Consider the following 14,516-nt stretch of genomic DNA (forward strand, 5'->3'; position numbering starts at 1 on the left):
CTCCATCAGTCGTCAAGTTGGTCAAGGGCGGTGGAAGAGGCGGCGGCCTGCTGGGGCTCGGCCTTGCGCCATTGCGGGTTCAGCTGGATATAAATCAGCGCGATAATGACGCCCACGCCGCCGAAGGCCAGCAGGCTGAAATCGAGATAGCCTCCCGCCAGAAAACCGAGGAAAAAGAATGGCATCAGGTATTTGACGCCCATCATGCGCAGCACCATGGCGTAGCCCACCACCACAATAAAACCACCGGCGATTTGCAGGCCGCGGGTGACAAATTCCGGGATGGCGTTCAGCATGTTGCTGATCATGTCGGCGCTGACAAACAGCGAGATGACCAGTGCCGGAATTGCGACGCGGAGCGCCTGTACGCCCAGCGCCGAGATATGCAGCATGTCGATAGTGCGAAAACGCGCGTCCTCCGCCGCTTTGTCCGCTGCGTGTTGAAAGGCCACCGTAATGGTGCGGGCGAAAACGGTGAGCACCTGCCCGGCTGCGGCCACCGGCAGCGCGATGGCGATCCCTGTGGCGATACTTTGATGGCCGACGATAACCAGAATCGCGGAGATAATGCTGGCCAGCGCCGAATCCGGCGATTGCGCGGCGCCGACGTTCATCCAGCCGAGTGCGATCAGTTCCAATGTACCGCCGAGCATAATCCCGGTTTTTAAATCACCGAGAATTAAGCCGATGACCGTGCAGGCAATTAACGGGCGGTGCGTCTGAAATTCATCCAGCACGCTGCCCATTCCGGCAATACAAGAAAAAATAAATATGGCGATTATTTGTAGGGTACTGATTTCCATAATATGTCACCTTGAGGGTATGCAAATCCCTGCCTGTTACGGCATTAACACGGTATTACGCTGACGGTCACGGTATGGGTTTTATATTTTTAAACCTGTCACTAAAAATTGTGCTAAGTCTATTTCCAGGGTGTGCCATTCAGAATAACGATGTGCAAAATACAGGCGCTGTTTTATTCTGTAACAGAGTGCTCGGCTATTTTGTCGAGGATATTGACGGACGGATCTGATGCCACCACACGTAAGTCCAGTTTTACGCCCAGTTTATCCAGTTCATGAAACGCATGAATATCCTGGTCGTCTAAAGATACCGCCTTGGTTAATTGTTTTTTACCCGGTCGCCAGGCCATGCCGCCGATATTTAAGGTGGCAATATTGACCCCCTGTCTGACCATCGTTAAAACATCCTGAGGGTTGGTGAATAAATAAAAAACGGTCTCGTGTTGATATTGCGGGTTGTGATAAACGGCGACCGCCTTTTCGAGGTTAACGACATTGACCTTCATGCCCGGAGGCGCGGCCTGGCGGAGTAAGGTCCGACGTACCTCATCGTTATAGACCTCGTCGTTGCAGATAATAATGCGCCCGGCGTTGGCCACTTTTGACCACACGGTGGTCACCTGGCCATGGATCAGGCGGTCATCAATGCGAGCAAGCGTAATGTTCATCAGAAATCCTCCTCAATGGTTTCCGGCTGTCGCCACACCACGCAGCACTGGCTGGCGATGGCGGTCAGGTGTGCGCACAGGGCGTCTGCGGTCAGGGTCTGCTGGTTATCCACCAGTTCCAGCGCCAGCGGTAAAGAGAGACCGCTGATGACCCGCAGTCGCGGGTTTTTCATCGCCAGCCCGGCGGCGGCATTCCATGGGCTGCCGCACTGTAAATCGACGGCGATCAGCCACTCACTATCATTGTGAGCACTTACTAACTCATCGAGCCGGGTGGCGATGTCGCTGGCGTTTTCGCCGGGCATAAATGCCACCGCGCTGGCCTTCACGTCACCATAGACCATGCGCACCGAATCCAGCATGGCGCAGGCCAGCTGACCGTGGGCGCAGAAAATAACATTCACCATATCGACTCCTTATCCGCGGGTTTTTCCGCCGGCGATGTTAGTGGTTACTCCGGTTATATAGCTTGCCCGCTCTGACAGCAGGTAGCAGACATAGTCGGCCACTTCGCTAAGACGACCGGAGCGACCAAGCGGAATCGCGTTTTTGCTATAGCCCGCGCGCAGCTGCTCGACGCTGATATTGCGCGTCCAGGCCAGCGCTTCTTCGTATTCCGGCGTGCGCAGCCCGGTTTTTTCGAGGATGCCTGGCGCAACGCCCACGACGCGAATACCGTGTTTCCCCAGCTCTTTGGACCATGAACGCGTGAAGCTATTCAGCGCAGCCTTGGTTGCGGCATAGCAGCTCTGACCTTCAGAGCCTTCCAGCCCGCTTTCCGACGAGACGTTAACAATGACGCCTGCGCGCTGTTTCACCATCTGCCGGGCCACCGCCTGCGACATCAGAAAGACCCCTTTTTGGTTGATGTTCACCATCTTTTCAAAGGCGGCCTCATTGAGTTCGTAGCGTCCTGCCGGGGATTTCTCATCGACGAGGAGACGCGGAAAATTCACCCCGGCATTATTCACCAGGCCATCGATACGGCCGTATTGTTGAATAATCTGCTCGACGGTGTGATTCACCTCGCTGGCGCTGGAAATATCCGTGGGCCAGAACCTGTAACGGTCATTGTGGTGATGCTTGTCACCGCCGTGAATATCGCTCATCTGGACATTTGCGCCGAGATTTAATAACTCATCAACAATTGCCAGACCAATTCCCGAAGCGCCGCCGGTAACAATAATGATTTTATCTTGCAGATTTAGCCATGTTTGCATAATCGTCATCTCATTTTCAGGTAAAGGGATCCCACGCAGCGCGAGCTGCGGCAAAAGAAAACGTCTTTTATTTCAGTAACAGTTCTGCGGTTTCTCTATTCGTCACCAGGCAGTTAATATAACCCCCGCGTAATGCGCCAATGATTCCGGTATATTTTTCTTCGCCGATGGCGATACCCACGGAATAACGCACCTGTTTTAATCTGGCAATATCGATGGAGAGCGTTTTTTCATTCATATTGGTTTCAACGGCGATACCGTTGATATCATAAAAGCGTGAACAAATATCGCCGGCGACGTGTCGCGCGTTGAGATCATCGCTCTCTTCACTACCATAAAACGCATGCCAGTTGGCGCCATCGCGAATCGCCGGGGAACCGATACCCACCAGCGCCACATCGAGATTCTCCCAGTAGGATGAAATCGTTTTAAAATGCTGGGACTGCATAATACCGTTGCGAATCAATGTGTTTTCCAGCAGCGCCGGGAAGTCAGCAAGATGCGATTCGGCTTTCAGCCTGGCGGCGGCGCCGTAGGTCAGCGTGTTCACATGATACCGGCTCTCCAGCTTGCCCGAGGGACCGCCGATAATCGGCACGCAAATCACCTGCCGCGACTGACTTGCCTGCGGAAGGGTTTCGACCAGCGCACGGACCGCACGCCCCCAGGAAAAGCCGATAATATCGCCAGGCTCAAGCAGGCGATCGACCAGCTGAGCGCCATGCTGCCCGATGGTGCTCAGCTGGTCCTCTTCCTGTGATGACTCGCAGGAAGCGACCACCGCCTCTTTGAGAGCGAACTTTTGCTTCAGCTGCTGTTCCAGCCACAGATTTTCGTTGTAGTCGTAGTTGATGGCGATGGTGACAATACCCTGCTCACGACCGCGTTTTAGCAGGCGGCTGATCGTGGTGCGGTAAATACCCAGCTCACGGGCAATCTGCGCCTGGGTCAGGTCCTGCTCATAATAGAGCTGGGCAACTTTAACTATTAAGCGGATATCATCGCTATTTTCGATCGCCATCTTTGGGCTCCTGCACATTTGTGCAAACGACACTCTTGCTCTCTTGATCTGATATAACCCCAACTATCGCCGGCGACAAAGCAATTTTCCGCTATATCATCACCATAAGGTGGCGGTTTGTTTTGCACATTTGATTACTGACCTGCCTGGAGATGGCACTTTTGTGCATGGTGAGCTAATGGTTTGATTCTGCTTATTTTCGCCGGGCAGAATTGCACGGCACGGGGTGGAACACTTTTGTGTCGAAAGGTGTGACGGATCACATTTAGCGGCGAGCCGTGGAGACGCGATTATTTTTGATTGTCCGCGGCCTGAGGTATATTTCGCTTTTACAGGAGAATTTATGCTGCCAGACTCATCAACCCGACTCAATAAATACATCAGTGAAAGCGGAATTTGCTCGCGTCGCGAAGCCGATCGCTACATTGAACAAGGCAATGTTTTTATCAATGGCAAGCGTGCGACCATTGGCGATCAGGTCAACCCTGGCGATGTCGTGAAGGTCAACGGTCAATTGATCGAGCCGCGCGAGGCCGAAGATCTGGTTTTCATCGCCCTGAATAAACCGGTCGGTATTGTCAGCACAACGGAAGACAGCGAGCGCGATAACATTGTGGACTTTGTTAACCACAGCAAGCGCGTCTTCCCGATTGGTCGACTGGACAAAGACTCTCAGGGGCTGATCTTTCTGACCAACCACGGCGATCTGGTGAATAAGATCCTGCGTGCCGGCAACGATCACGAAAAAGAGTATCTGGTGACGGTGGACAAGCCGGTGACCGACGAGTTTATCCGCGGTATGGGAGCCGGCGTACCGATTCTTGGCACGGTGACGAAGAAGTGCAAAGTCAGGAAGGAAGCGCCGTTCGTGTTCCGCATAACCCTGGTTCAGGGCCTGAACCGGCAGATTCGCCGGATGTGTGAGCACTTTGGCTATGAGGTCATGAAGCTTGAACGAACGCGAATTATGAACGTCGGGCTGTCGGGACTGCCGCTGGGCGAGTGGCGCGACCTGACGGATGATGAGCTGGTGGCGCTGTTTAAGCTGATTGAGAATTCGTCCTCTGAGGCCAAACCGAAGGCGAAAGCCAAACCGAAAACCGCCGGGATCAAACGTCCGGTAGTGAAGGTTGAAAAGAGCAATGAGAAAAACGAGAAAGGGCGCCCGGCGTCTAACGGAAAACGTTTTACTCAGCCGGGACGGAAAAAGAAAGGGCGTTAACGCCTGCCGCGCGTCGGCGTGCTCGCCGACCATGAAAATGAAGCTTCGCTATCGGGTTTGTAGGCCTGCTTTTTCTTTAGCTGGCGGGCCTTTTTCGCTTCGGCTTCTCGCAGCACCATCAGCTTGTCGATGTACTCTTTCTTGACGGCGTTGGTCTCGGCGTTGGTCAGCGGACGGCCGTGCGCTATTCGGGCCCGGTCAAGCAGCGTTTTGAGTTCGCGTTGCTCGCGCTCTGTCATCTCTTTTTGCGTAATGCGGGGAAGTGCCATCGTGGTGCCCTCAGTCTGCCGGATAACCCAGTGTACGGTAATCGCGGGCCGACGGACAGCGGGTTAGTCTCGTTGAGGAGGGCACAAACGGGGAAAATACCCGGGCCGTTGGCCCGGGTGAGGGAATATTAGCGTTTGTTCACGTTTTTGGCGGTCGGTTTCCCGGACCAGTAACCCGCCAGCAGCGAGCCGGACAGGTTGTGCCAGACTGAAAACAGCGCACCGGGCAGCGCGGCGAGCGGGCCGAAGTAGATTTTCCCCAGCGCGGCAGCCAGACCAGAGTTTTGCATCCCCACTTCAATCGCCAGCGTCCGACAGGTTGACTCGTCAAAGCCAAACAGCCGCCCGCCCCAGTAGCCACCGAGCAGGCCAATGGCGTTATGCAGGATCACCGCGACAATCACCACCAGGCCCACCGAGGCGATATGCGAGGCGGAACCGGCGACGACGGCGCTGATGATCGCCAGGATGCAGATCATTGAGAAGGCGGGCAGAAAAGGCTCAACCGCTTTCACCACTTTGGGCAGCGTATGGTGAATCACCAGCCCCAGCGCAATCGGGATCACCACGATCTGCAGGATGCTGAGCAGCATCCCCATGACGTCGACCTGAATGTGCGCATCCACATACAGCCGCGTCAGCAGCGGCGTGGCAACCACGCCGACCAGCGTAGAAACCGATGAGATGGTGACAGACAGCGCCACATCGCCTTTCGCGAGATAGATCATCACGTTCGATGCGGTCCCACTGGCGACGCTCCCGACCAGTACCATGCCGGCTGAAAGCTCGGGCGGCATATGGAACAGCAGCGCCAGCGCCCAGGCGGCGAGAGGCATCACCAGATAGTGAAGAAAAATACCTGCAGCCACCGGCGCCGGGCGCGACAGCACGCGCTTAAAGTCATCTAGTTTCAGATGTACTCCCATTCCGAACATGATTAGCATCAGCAGCGTGGTGACCCATGGCCCGACGGGGGTAAAGGTCGACGGAGTGTAATAAGCCAGAACAGAGAGCAGCAGCGCCCATAACGGGAACAGCCTCGTCAGAGTAGCGAGCATGTTGTTTTCCTTGCGATTAACGCCTCATTCTTCGGGCAACGCGTGCGCAGGCGGTGTCTGTTTCCCCGGGCACGTTGTCTGCTGTGCATCAGGGATCGTCGCACCGTCCAGTCGCCTGAACGATTGAGGGGGTGTTGTGTTGGTATAGTTATAAAAAAGCCGGGTTCGAGCCCGGCTATAGGTAATATTTATCGCGTGAAGAAATATTATTCAAACAAATTATGATGTAATTTCTGCACGACTTTCTCGGCATCTGCGCCAGGCACCAGGAAGCAGAGGTTATGGCTGGATGCGCCGTAGCAAATCATACGAATATTGAACGGCTCAAGGACGCCGAAAACTTCTTTGCCCACGCCACAGGCGCGCGACAACTCGTTACCGATTAACGCCACCAGCGCCAGATCCTGCTCCACTTCTACGCGGCACAGGGAGGAGAGCTCGGTCAGCAGCGCCTGCGTCAGCAGAGTATCGGTGGCGGAGGTCGAACCGGTGGTATCCATGGTCAACGCAATGCTGACTTCGGACGTGGTGATCAGATCCACGGAAATATTGTGGCGCGCGAGGATCCCGAACACTTCCGCCAGGAAGCCGCGAGAGTGCAGCATATTCAGGCTATGCAGCGTCAGCAGCGTCTGACGACGGCGCAGGGCCAGCGCCCGGAACAGCGGCGGATTTTCGGTTTTATTGCACACCAGCGTTCCGCCGGCAGTGGGTTCTTTGCTGGAGCCCACGAAGACCGGAATATCGCTACGCACGGCGGGCAACAGGGTGGCCGGATGAAGCACTTTGGCCCCAAAGGTGGCCATTTCTGCCGCTTCGGCAAAGGCGATGACATCAATGCGTTTTGCCGCCGGCGCGACGCGCGGGTCGGTGGTGTAGATACCCGGGACATCGGTCCAGATATCGACACGGCTGGCGTTCAGCGCTTCGCCCAGCAGAGCCGCGGTATAGTCGCTGCCGCCGCGACCCAGGGTTGTCGTACGCCCTTTCGCTTCGCTGCCGATAAAGCCCTGAGTGACCACCAGACCTTCAGCCAGGCGCGGAGTCAGCTGCAGCTGCGTCAGCTCGGCCAGTGCGGCAATGTCTGGCTCGGCGCGGCCGAAGCGATCGTTGGTGCGCATAATTTTACGCACATCGAACCACTGTGACGCGATACCGCGCTCGCGGAGAATTTCGACAAACAGCAGGGTGGACATCAGTTCACCATGGCTGACCAGCTCGTCGGTCAGCGCAGCGGAACTTGCCAGCGCAGCGGCTTCTGCCAGGGTGGTGATATTTTCCAGCAGACGCTCGATCTCTTCGCGAATCACGTTGGGATAGCGCAGACGCTCCAGGATATTGAATTGAATCTGGCGCAGTGACTCGAGCTTTTCAAAACGCTCAGCGGGTTCCAGCCCTTCAGCCAAAGCAACCAAAAGATTGGTCACACCCGCAGAGGCCGATAACACCACGACGCGCGTGTTCTCATCAAGTCGCGCAACATCAACGCTGCGATTCATGGCATCGAAATCGGCAACGCTGGTGCCGCCGAATTTGGCTACAACTAAATCTGTCATAACAACCTCGTGTCAGGGGGGGCCTGACTTATTAAAACGATTCCTGAGTGGGGCTGGGCTGGACACCAACTTACAGTAATAAAATGTCTTAATAAGCCAGGCCAAATTATTCAGCCATGGCACAAGGGAAGAGCGAAAAACAGGGTGGGCGCAGAGCAATAAACAGCTACGATGTCACCCAGAAGTGCTCCACCTTGTAGACCCGCTCCCCAACGTCTTGCGTCAGTTCCTGGGTATGAAACGCCCGACTGCGAACGTTTCTGGTGACAACCCAGGGGATTCAGCCCCTGTGGCCGGTGATGTGCGTACCAGACGCTCTATCACCTCGGCGTTGCTCCCCCTCACGTATTTTCGCCGGACTGGTTCCTCCAATACGGTTACCTGGGCAACGCACCTCTTCTGGCAATTACCGACGTCTTTCACTTTGCCTGGGGGCGCTGGTGATAATCCCCCTGCAATACCCTTTCGCTGTAGCGTGAAATGCGCGAGCAATACAAACCTGCGTAAATGCAGGCAGTGCAGTTATATAAAGGCTTCGGAGTAGGTATGTCAACGTTGCGGTTATGCGGATTTTTCATGCGGGGATGATTAACAGAAAAAAGCCTTATGATGGCTATACTAGTAGAGGCTTTTTGCCCCGAACTGACCCTGTTCCTGACGCGTGTCATAGGCATAACATAAAAATCATCACAATTTTTTGCCGCCGGCGCTACAATCGACCGCAGTCACAATTCTCAAATCAGAAGAGTATTGCTAATGAAAAACATCAACCCAACGCAGACCTCTGCCTGGCAGGCATTACAGAAACACTTTGATGAAATGAAAGACGTCACTATCAGCGAGCTTTTCGCGCAAGACAGCGACCGTTTTTCTAAGTTTTCCGCAACGTTCGACGATCTGATGCTGGTGGATTTTTCCAAAAACCGCATCACCGAAGAGACGCTGAGCAAACTGCAGGATCTGGCGAAAGAGACCGATCTGGCAGGGGCGATCAAGTCCATGTTCTCCGGTGAAAAGATCAACCGCACTGAAGATCGCGCTGTTCTGCACGTTGCTCTGCGCAACCGTAGCAATACTCCGATTATTGTTGATGGCAAAGATGTGATGCCGGAAGTTAATGCTGTTCTCGAAAAGATGAAGCATTTCTCTGAAGCGATCATCTCCGGTAGCTGGAAAGGCTATACCGGTAAAGCGATTACTGACGTAGTGAATATCGGTATCGGCGGTTCTGACCTCGGCCCGTTCATGGTGACCGAGGCGCTGCGTCCGTATAAAAACCACCTCAATATGCACTTTGTATCTAACGTCGATGGCACCCATATCGCCGAAGTGCTGAAAACGGTGAACCCGGAAACCACCCTGTTCCTGGTCGCGTCGAAAACCTTCACCACCCAGGAAACCATGACCAACGCCCACAGCGCGCGCGACTGGTTCCTGGCGACCGCGGGCGATGAGAAGCACGTGGCGAAACACTTCGCCGCACTCTCCACCAATGGCAAAGCGGTGGGCGAGTTCGGTATTGATACTGCCAATATGTTTGAGTTCTGGGACTGGGTTGGCGGCCGTTACTCCCTGTGGTCAGCCATCGGCCTGTCCATTATCCTGTCCGTGGGCTTCGACAACTTTGTTGAGCTGCTCTCCGGCGCGCATGCGATGGATAAACACTTCTCCACCACCGCGCCAGAGAAAAACCTGCCGGTGCTGCTGGCGCTGATCGGTATCTGGTACAACAACTTCTTCGGCGCTGAAACCGAAGCCATTCTGCCGTACGACCAGTACATGCACCGCTTTGCGGCCTACTTCCAGCAGGGCAACATGGAGTCTAACGGCAAATACGTTGACCGTAACGGCAACGCCGTAGATTACCAGACCGGCCCTATCATCTGGGGTGAGCCGGGTACCAACGGCCAGCACGCGTTCTATCAGCTGATCCACCAGGGCACCAAAATGGTACCGTGCGATTTTATCGCCCCGGCCATTACCCATAACCCGCTCTCCGATCACCATCCGAAGCTGCTGTCTAACTTCTTTGCACAGACCGAAGCGCTGGCGTTCGGTAAATCCCGTGAAGCGGTTGAGCAGGAATATCGTGATCAGGGTAAAGATCCGGCAACCCTGGATCACGTGGTGCCGTTCAAAGTGTTCGAAGGCAACCGCCCGACCAACTCCATCCTGCTGCGTGAAATCACCCCGTTCAGCCTGGGCGCGCTGATTGCCCTGTATGAACATAAGATCTTCACCCAGGGCGCGATCCTCAACATCTTCACCTTCGACCAGTGGGGCGTTGAGTTAGGTAAACAGCTGGCAAACCGCATTCTGCCAGAGCTGAAAGATGGCGAAGAAATCAGCAGCCACGACAGCTCGACGAACGGCCTGATTAACCGTTACAAAGCCTGGCGCGCATAATCACGCCCCCGGTCACGGAGCGTTAATCCGCCGCAATAATGCCGACCCCAGGGTCGGCATTTTTTATGGCAGACGGCGCAACAATTTCGCCGGATTACCCGCCCAGACGCCTTTTTCTGTTATCGATTTCGTGACCACGCTGCCCGCGCCAATCACCGCACCATCGCAGATGCTGACCGCCAGAATGGCCGCGCCGCTGCCGATAGAAACATCGTTCCCAATCGTAATTCGCCCCCAGTTTTCCCGGTTGGCATCGGGACGCCCCTCGCGAAACATATCGTTGGCAAACATCACGCCGTGGCCGATAAAGCAACGCTCGCCGATCGTGACATACTCGCAAATAAAGGTATGGGACTGGATTTTACTGTCGGCGCCGATGCGCGTATTGCCCTGAATTTCGACGAATGGCCCGACGAAGACGTTATCGCCAAGCGTGCAGTCATAGAGGTTGGCAGGTTGATAAATCACCACGTTCTCACCGCTGGTGACGTTGCGGATGCCGGTTTCACGAAGAGTGTGCATAGCGCCTCTCAGATAGGTTTGGCCAGAATATGCAGCGTGCTCATCTGGGTAGCGGAGCGGAATACGCTGTCTTTCACATATTGCATACCTGAGCGCTCATAAAAACGCCTGGCGCCGGGATTGCTGGCGAGGACTTCTAACCACAGCCAGTCATCGCCCGCCGCCTTTGCCCGCGCTTCAACGGCGCTAAAAATCTGCTCACCGTAGCCATGTCCTGTTTCAGTTGGCAGTAAATAGAGCTTATGCAGCAACGTGCCGCGCGGACCATCGGGCGCCATCGGCTGATGGCAGCTGTATTTTGCGAAGCCGACAGGATGCCGGGCTTCGGCAATCAGCCAGCAGCTGCGCTCATCGCTGAGGCTGTGGTGAAGGGCGGGCAGGGAGTACTCCTGCTGGAGGAAGTGCGCCAGCTCGCTGGCGCTGTGCCAGAGGTGGGCGAAGTGGTGGCGATAGCTGGCGTTCCCCATTTCACTCAGCAGGGGAGCGTCTTCCCGTTGCGCCGTACGTATTGTCAGCATTGCTGTATCCTTTTTAACCCGCCAGTCTGGCAAGTGATTGTTACATTTGACGCAACAGACGCAAAAAGTTAACGAATAATATCGATCTGGATCACGTTTTTGCGTTATACAGATCGGCAGGAATAACGAATATAAGAGGTGTGCCTATGCCGTCGGTCTATCGTCCGTTGGTCAATTTTGTGGCGACCGCCATGCAGGCGGTTTTGAATCTGGCGCTGCTGTGCCTGGGGGTCATCCTGGTGGTTTTCCTCGGGAAAGAGACGTTCCATCTGGCGCATGTCCTGTTTACTCCGGAACCGGTCAGTAAGTACAAGCTGGTCGAAGGGCTGGTGGTCTATTTTCTCTATTTCGAATTTATCGCGCTGATTGTGAAGTACTTTGAGTCGGGCTTTCACTTTCCGCTACGCTATTTTGTCTATATCGGTATTACGGCGATTGTGCGTCTGATTATTGTCGATCACGAATCGCCCATGGCGGTGCTTATCTATTCGGCAGCGATCCTGATTCTGGTGATTACGCTGTGGCTGTGTAACTCCAACCGCCTGAAACGCGAATAAAAAAAAGCGGCCTTCAGAGGCCGCTGACCAACAGTCACAAAACTTAATTTATGTAGGGTCCAGTTGAGGATAGCAGTGGCATTTGCCTTACTTTTTCAGCTGAGGGCGGTAGTTGCCGTACCCGGTTGGGGTTCGTGTACAGCAACTAAAGCACCATCCCTCCGCTGAAATTTGGGGCGGGTATAACGATGAAACTTAACCTTTCACCCCGCCTGCCGTCAGGCCGTTAACAAGCCAGCGCTGGGCCAGCAGGAATACAACCGTAATCGGAATGGCGGAGAGCACCGCCGCGGCGGCAAAGTCGCCCCACAGATAGTTCTGCGGGTTGAGATACTGTTGCATACCGACGGCCAGGGTATAGCTGTTCACATCGCGCAGCAGCAGCGAGGCCACCGGTACTTCGGTAATCGCGGCAATGAACGACAGAATAAATACGACGGCCAGAATCGGTACCGACAGCGGCAGCAGGACCAGACGGAAGGCCTGCCACGGCGTTGCGCCATCCAGCGCCGCCGCTTCTTCCAGCGAGCCATCGATAGTTTCGAAGTAGCCCTTAATCGTCCAGACGTGCAGCGCAATTCCGCCCATATAGGCGAAGATGACGCCGCCGTGGGTGTTCAGGCCGACGAACGGTAAATACTGGCCGAGGCGGTCAAACAAGGCGTATAACGCCACCAGCGACAGCACCGCCGGGAACATCTGGAAAATCAACATCCCTTTCAGCAGGGTCGCTTTGCCCGGGAAGCGCATACGGGCGAAGGCATAGGCGCAGGTCGTGGACAGCGCCACGATACCGATGGCGGTGATCCCGGCCACTTTCACCGAGTTCCACAACCACAGCAGAACCGGGAAAGGTGGCGGGGTGACGCGGCCGTCAGCGTGTTCAACGCTGAAGCCCAGCGCCAGCCGCCAGTGCTCCCAGGAGATTTGGTCCGGGATCAGGCTACCGGTGGCGAAGTTACCCTCGCGCAGAGAGATAGCAATAACCATCAGCAGCGGGAACATAATCGCCGCGATGAAAACCAGCAGCAGGAGGTGCGTGGTGAGTAAACGCAGCTTCTGAGATTTGGGTTGTACCATAGCCATGTTCAGAGCCCTCCTTAGTCGAATTTCATTCGTGTGGCTTTCAGGTTAACAATCGCCAGTACGCCCACCAGCAGGAAGATCAGGGTGGCGATAGCTGCCGCCAGACCGAAGTCCTGACCGCCGCCGCCTTCGAAGGCGATACGGTAGGTGTAGCTGACCAGCAGGTCGGTATAGCCGGCCGGCGTGGTGGTGCCGAGACGGTCCGGACCGCCGTTGGTTAACAGCTGAATCAACACGAAGTTGTTAAAGTTGAAGGCGAAGCTGGCGATCATCAGCGGCGTCAGCGGCTTAATCAGCAGCGGCAGCGTAATCTTAAAGAAGTTCTGGAACGGACCGGCGCCGTCCATTGCCGATGCTTCGTACAGGTCGTCAGGGATAGCTTTCAGCAGGCCCATGCACAGAATCATCATGTACGGGTAGCCCAGCCAGGTGTTGACGATAACGATCATCGAACGCGCGGTGGTCGGGTCGCTGAACCAGGCCGGTTTGATGCCGAACAGCGCGCTGAGCATCATGTTGATTTCACCAAAGCTCTGGTTGAACAGCCCTTTGAAAATCAGAATCGAGATAAACGACGGTACGGCGTAAGGCAGAATCAGCAGAACACGGTAAATCGCTTTTCCTTTCAAAGACTCCCACTGTACGAGGCAGGCGAGGATCATGCCTACGGCCACGGTCAGAATCACCGTCAGGACTGAGAAGACCACCGTCCAGACGAAGATAGCGAAGAACGGTTTCTGAATTCCTTCGTCGGTAAAGACGCGGGTGAAGTTATCCCAGCCGATCCCGACGGTGTAACCCGGGCTCAGCTTCTCAGCGCCCCAGCTACCGTCAGCGTTGATGGACTGGTAGAAACCGACGTCATTGTTCGGACGATATTTTACGCCGCTCTGATTGTTGGCCAGCGTGCCATCATTCGCCAGCGTGTACAGCGGCTGGGTACCGGAGAACTGGCGCAGCGAGCTCATGATCACTTTGCTGTCGTCAGGCAGGATGGCGGTCAATTGGTTCAGCGCGGTGCGGTTTTGGGTGATGATACGCAGGTTCGCGCGTTCGCCTTCCGGCAGCGCTTCACCTTCTTTTAAGGCCAGTTTCTGCTCGCCGCCGAGTTTAAAGGCATCGGAGACGTAATTTTTGCCGCTGTCGCCATCGGTCAGCGCCAGTTTCCACTCATCTCCCGCCGGGAACAGCGAGAAGTTGTAGGATTTACCGGCCTGGAAGGAGCGATCCATCAGCACTTCCTGAGCGCGCTCAAAGGTCAGCTGGTTGGTGCTGCTGTAGTTGGTGAAGGCGATGGCGATGGTGCAGACCAGCGGGAACAGGACGAACAGCCCCATCCCGGCGAGACCCGGGTAGACATAGCGCCAGGCATAAGCCTTGCGGTTGGTAAAGATATACAGGCCAGCTGAGCTTAAAATCAGCGTCAGGATGGCAAACAGGTACTCCCCCTGGGCGTACATCAAAACGACAAGGTAACCCACCAGCAGGCACAGCAAGCCAATCACAGACCATGTCAGCTGCGGGCTTTGCCACCAGTGTTTCTTTTTAACGACATCCATGGGGATCATCCTCTACAGCGGTGAAAACTTATTTGTCAGGCCGCGCTTACG

Annotated in this window: 15 protein-coding genes and 1 riboswitch; of the genes, 3 read left to right on the forward strand and 12 right to left on the reverse strand. The window is 55.2% G+C overall.

Features of this window, described 5'->3' with window-relative positions:
• Positions 1–5: 5 nt before the first annotated feature.
• The 5 genes from BV390_RS23640 to BV390_RS23660 all read right to left on the reverse strand — a co-directional run bounded on the left by BV390_RS23640 (position 6) and on the right by BV390_RS23660 (position 3,712).
• Positions 6–803, reverse strand: a complete 798-nt coding sequence (locus BV390_RS23640) for a PTS mannose/fructose/sorbose transporter subunit IIC (protein WP_085397421.1) — start codon at positions 801–803, stop codon at positions 6–8.
• A 173-nt stretch (positions 804–976) separates the two neighbouring features.
• Positions 977–1,471, reverse strand: coding sequence for a mannose/fructose/sorbose PTS transporter subunit IIB (locus BV390_RS23645; protein WP_032689961.1), 495 nt, complete (start codon positions 1,469–1,471; stop codon positions 977–979).
• Positions 1,471–1,878 carry a mannose/fructose/sorbose PTS transporter subunit IIA gene (locus BV390_RS23650; RefSeq protein ID WP_032698394.1) on the reverse strand — a complete coding sequence of 136 codons (408 nt, stop codon included), beginning with the start codon at positions 1,876–1,878 and terminating at the stop codon, positions 1,471–1,473. The genes BV390_RS23645 and BV390_RS23650 overlap by 1 nt, the downstream gene beginning before the upstream one ends.
• A 9-nt stretch (positions 1,879–1,887) precedes the next feature.
• A complete protein-coding gene (locus tag BV390_RS23655; protein ID WP_085397427.1) occupies positions 1,888–2,691 on the reverse strand; it encodes an SDR family oxidoreductase in 804 nt (267 codons plus the stop codon).
• A 67-nt stretch (positions 2,692–2,758) separates the two neighbouring features.
• On the reverse strand, positions 2,759–3,712 hold the full coding sequence (locus BV390_RS23660) for a sugar-binding transcriptional regulator (RefSeq protein WP_032697088.1): 954 nt from the start codon (positions 3,710–3,712) through the stop codon (positions 2,759–2,761).
• A 343-nt stretch (positions 3,713–4,055) separates the two neighbouring features.
• Here BV390_RS23660 and rluF point away from each other — a divergent pair, with 343 nt between their 5' ends.
• A complete protein-coding gene (gene rluF, locus BV390_RS23665) occupies positions 4,056–4,934 on the forward strand; it encodes a 23S rRNA pseudouridine(2604) synthase RluF (protein ID WP_032698392.1) in 879 nt (292 codons plus the stop codon).
• Here the strand turns inward: rluF and BV390_RS23670 are convergent.
• From BV390_RS23670 to lysC, 3 genes are all read right to left on the reverse strand, one after another.
• A complete protein-coding gene (locus BV390_RS23670) occupies positions 4,931–5,203 on the reverse strand; it encodes a YjbD family protein (RefSeq protein WP_004856415.1) in 273 nt (90 codons plus the stop codon). The genes rluF and BV390_RS23670 overlap by 4 nt on opposite strands.
• 128 nt (positions 5,204–5,331) lie before the next feature.
• Positions 5,332–6,261, reverse strand: a complete 930-nt coding sequence (gene panS, locus BV390_RS23675; protein WP_004856416.1) for a ketopantoate/pantoate/pantothenate transporter PanS — start codon at positions 6,259–6,261, stop codon at positions 5,332–5,334.
• 206 nt (positions 6,262–6,467) lie between these two features.
• Entirely contained in the window at positions 6,468–7,817 is a 1,350-nt protein-coding gene (gene lysC / locus BV390_RS23680) for a lysine-sensitive aspartokinase 3 (RefSeq protein ID WP_004856417.1), read from the reverse strand.
• Between the two features lie 174 nt (positions 7,818–7,991).
• A riboswitch (Lysine riboswitch) is annotated at positions 7,992–8,224 on the reverse strand.
• Positions 8,225–8,573: 349 nt separating this feature from the next.
• Here lysC and pgi point away from each other — a divergent pair.
• Positions 8,574–10,223 carry a glucose-6-phosphate isomerase gene (pgi, locus tag BV390_RS23690; protein WP_032689957.1) on the forward strand — a complete coding sequence of 550 codons (1,650 nt, stop codon included), beginning with the start codon at positions 8,574–8,576 and terminating at the stop codon, positions 10,221–10,223.
• 63 nt (positions 10,224–10,286) lie between these two features.
• Here pgi and BV390_RS23695 read toward each other — a convergent pair whose 3' ends face one another.
• Together BV390_RS23695 and BV390_RS23700 are read right to left on the reverse strand one after the other, a co-directional pair.
• Positions 10,287–10,745 carry an acyltransferase gene (locus BV390_RS23695; RefSeq protein ID WP_032689956.1) on the reverse strand — a complete coding sequence of 153 codons (459 nt, stop codon included), beginning with the start codon at positions 10,743–10,745 and terminating at the stop codon, positions 10,287–10,289.
• 8 nt (positions 10,746–10,753) lie between these two features.
• The gene (locus BV390_RS23700) at positions 10,754–11,263 is read right to left on the reverse strand and encodes a GNAT family N-acetyltransferase (RefSeq protein ID WP_032698391.1); all 510 of its coding nucleotides are present in this window, start codon (positions 11,261–11,263) and stop codon (positions 10,754–10,756) included.
• Positions 11,264–11,409: 146 nt separating this feature from the next.
• Between BV390_RS23700 and psiE the strand changes: the two genes are divergently transcribed.
• Positions 11,410–11,820: a phosphate-starvation-inducible protein PsiE gene (psiE, locus tag BV390_RS23705; protein WP_004856423.1), complete on the forward strand. Its 411-nt coding sequence runs from the start codon at positions 11,410–11,412 to the stop codon at positions 11,818–11,820.
• 195 nt (positions 11,821–12,015) lie between these two features.
• On the opposite strand, the gene malG is transcribed toward psiE, so the two are convergent.
• Both malG and malF read right to left on the reverse strand, forming a co-directional pair.
• Complete coding sequence (malG, locus tag BV390_RS23710) at positions 12,016–12,906, reverse strand: maltose ABC transporter permease MalG (protein ID WP_015585370.1); 891 nt, start codon at positions 12,904–12,906, stop codon at positions 12,016–12,018.
• A 14-nt stretch (positions 12,907–12,920) separates the two neighbouring features.
• Complete coding sequence (gene malF, locus BV390_RS23715) at positions 12,921–14,465, reverse strand: maltose ABC transporter permease MalF (RefSeq protein WP_032689954.1); 1,545 nt, start codon at positions 14,463–14,465, stop codon at positions 12,921–12,923.
• Positions 14,466–14,516: the final 51 nt, after the last annotated feature.

It is taken from the genome of Klebsiella sp. YJ, from assembly GCF_002108615.1.
GTDB classification, from domain to species: domain Bacteria; phylum Pseudomonadota; class Gammaproteobacteria; order Enterobacterales; family Enterobacteriaceae; genus Klebsiella; species Klebsiella planticola.

What these genes read in the sequence shown, in the direction of transcription:
- psiE (WP_004856423.1), top strand. Translation starts at nt 11,410, where the DNA reads ATGCCGTCGGTCTATCGTCCGTTGGTCAATTTTGTGGCGACCGCCATG.
- BV390_RS23655 (WP_085397427.1), bottom strand. Translation starts at nt 2,691, where the DNA reads ATGCAAACATGGCTAAATCTGCAAGATAAAATCATTATTGTTACCGGC.
- lysC (WP_004856417.1), bottom strand. Translation starts at nt 7,817, where the DNA reads ATGACAGATTTAGTTGTAGCCAAATTCGGCGGCACCAGCGTTGCCGAT.
- BV390_RS23640 (WP_085397421.1), bottom strand. Translation starts at nt 803, where the DNA reads ATGGAAATCAGTACCCTACAAATAATCGCCATATTTATTTTTTCTTGT.
- BV390_RS23650 (WP_032698394.1), bottom strand. Translation starts at nt 1,878, where the DNA reads ATGGTGAATGTTATTTTCTGCGCCCACGGTCAGCTGGCCTGCGCCATG.
- rluF (WP_032698392.1), top strand. Translation starts at nt 4,056, where the DNA reads ATGCTGCCAGACTCATCAACCCGACTCAATAAATACATCAGTGAAAGC.
- BV390_RS23660 (WP_032697088.1), bottom strand. Translation starts at nt 3,712, where the DNA reads ATGGCGATCGAAAATAGCGATGATATCCGCTTAATAGTTAAAGTTGCC.
- pgi (WP_032689957.1), top strand. Translation starts at nt 8,574, where the DNA reads ATGAAAAACATCAACCCAACGCAGACCTCTGCCTGGCAGGCATTACAG.
- BV390_RS23700 (WP_032698391.1), bottom strand. Translation starts at nt 11,263, where the DNA reads ATGCTGACAATACGTACGGCGCAACGGGAAGACGCTCCCCTGCTGAGT.
- malG (WP_015585370.1), bottom strand. Translation starts at nt 12,906, where the DNA reads ATGGCTATGGTACAACCCAAATCTCAGAAGCTGCGTTTACTCACCACG.
- BV390_RS23645 (WP_032689961.1), bottom strand. Translation starts at nt 1,471, where the DNA reads ATGAACATTACGCTTGCTCGCATTGATGACCGCCTGATCCATGGCCAG.
- BV390_RS23695 (WP_032689956.1), bottom strand. Translation starts at nt 10,745, where the DNA reads ATGCACACTCTTCGTGAAACCGGCATCCGCAACGTCACCAGCGGTGAG.
- panS (WP_004856416.1), bottom strand. Translation starts at nt 6,261, where the DNA reads ATGCTCGCTACTCTGACGAGGCTGTTCCCGTTATGGGCGCTGCTGCTC.
- BV390_RS23670 (WP_004856415.1), bottom strand. Translation starts at nt 5,203, where the DNA reads ATGGCACTTCCCCGCATTACGCAAAAAGAGATGACAGAGCGCGAGCAA.
- malF (WP_032689954.1), bottom strand. Translation starts at nt 14,465, where the DNA reads ATGGATGTCGTTAAAAAGAAACACTGGTGGCAAAGCCCGCAGCTGACA.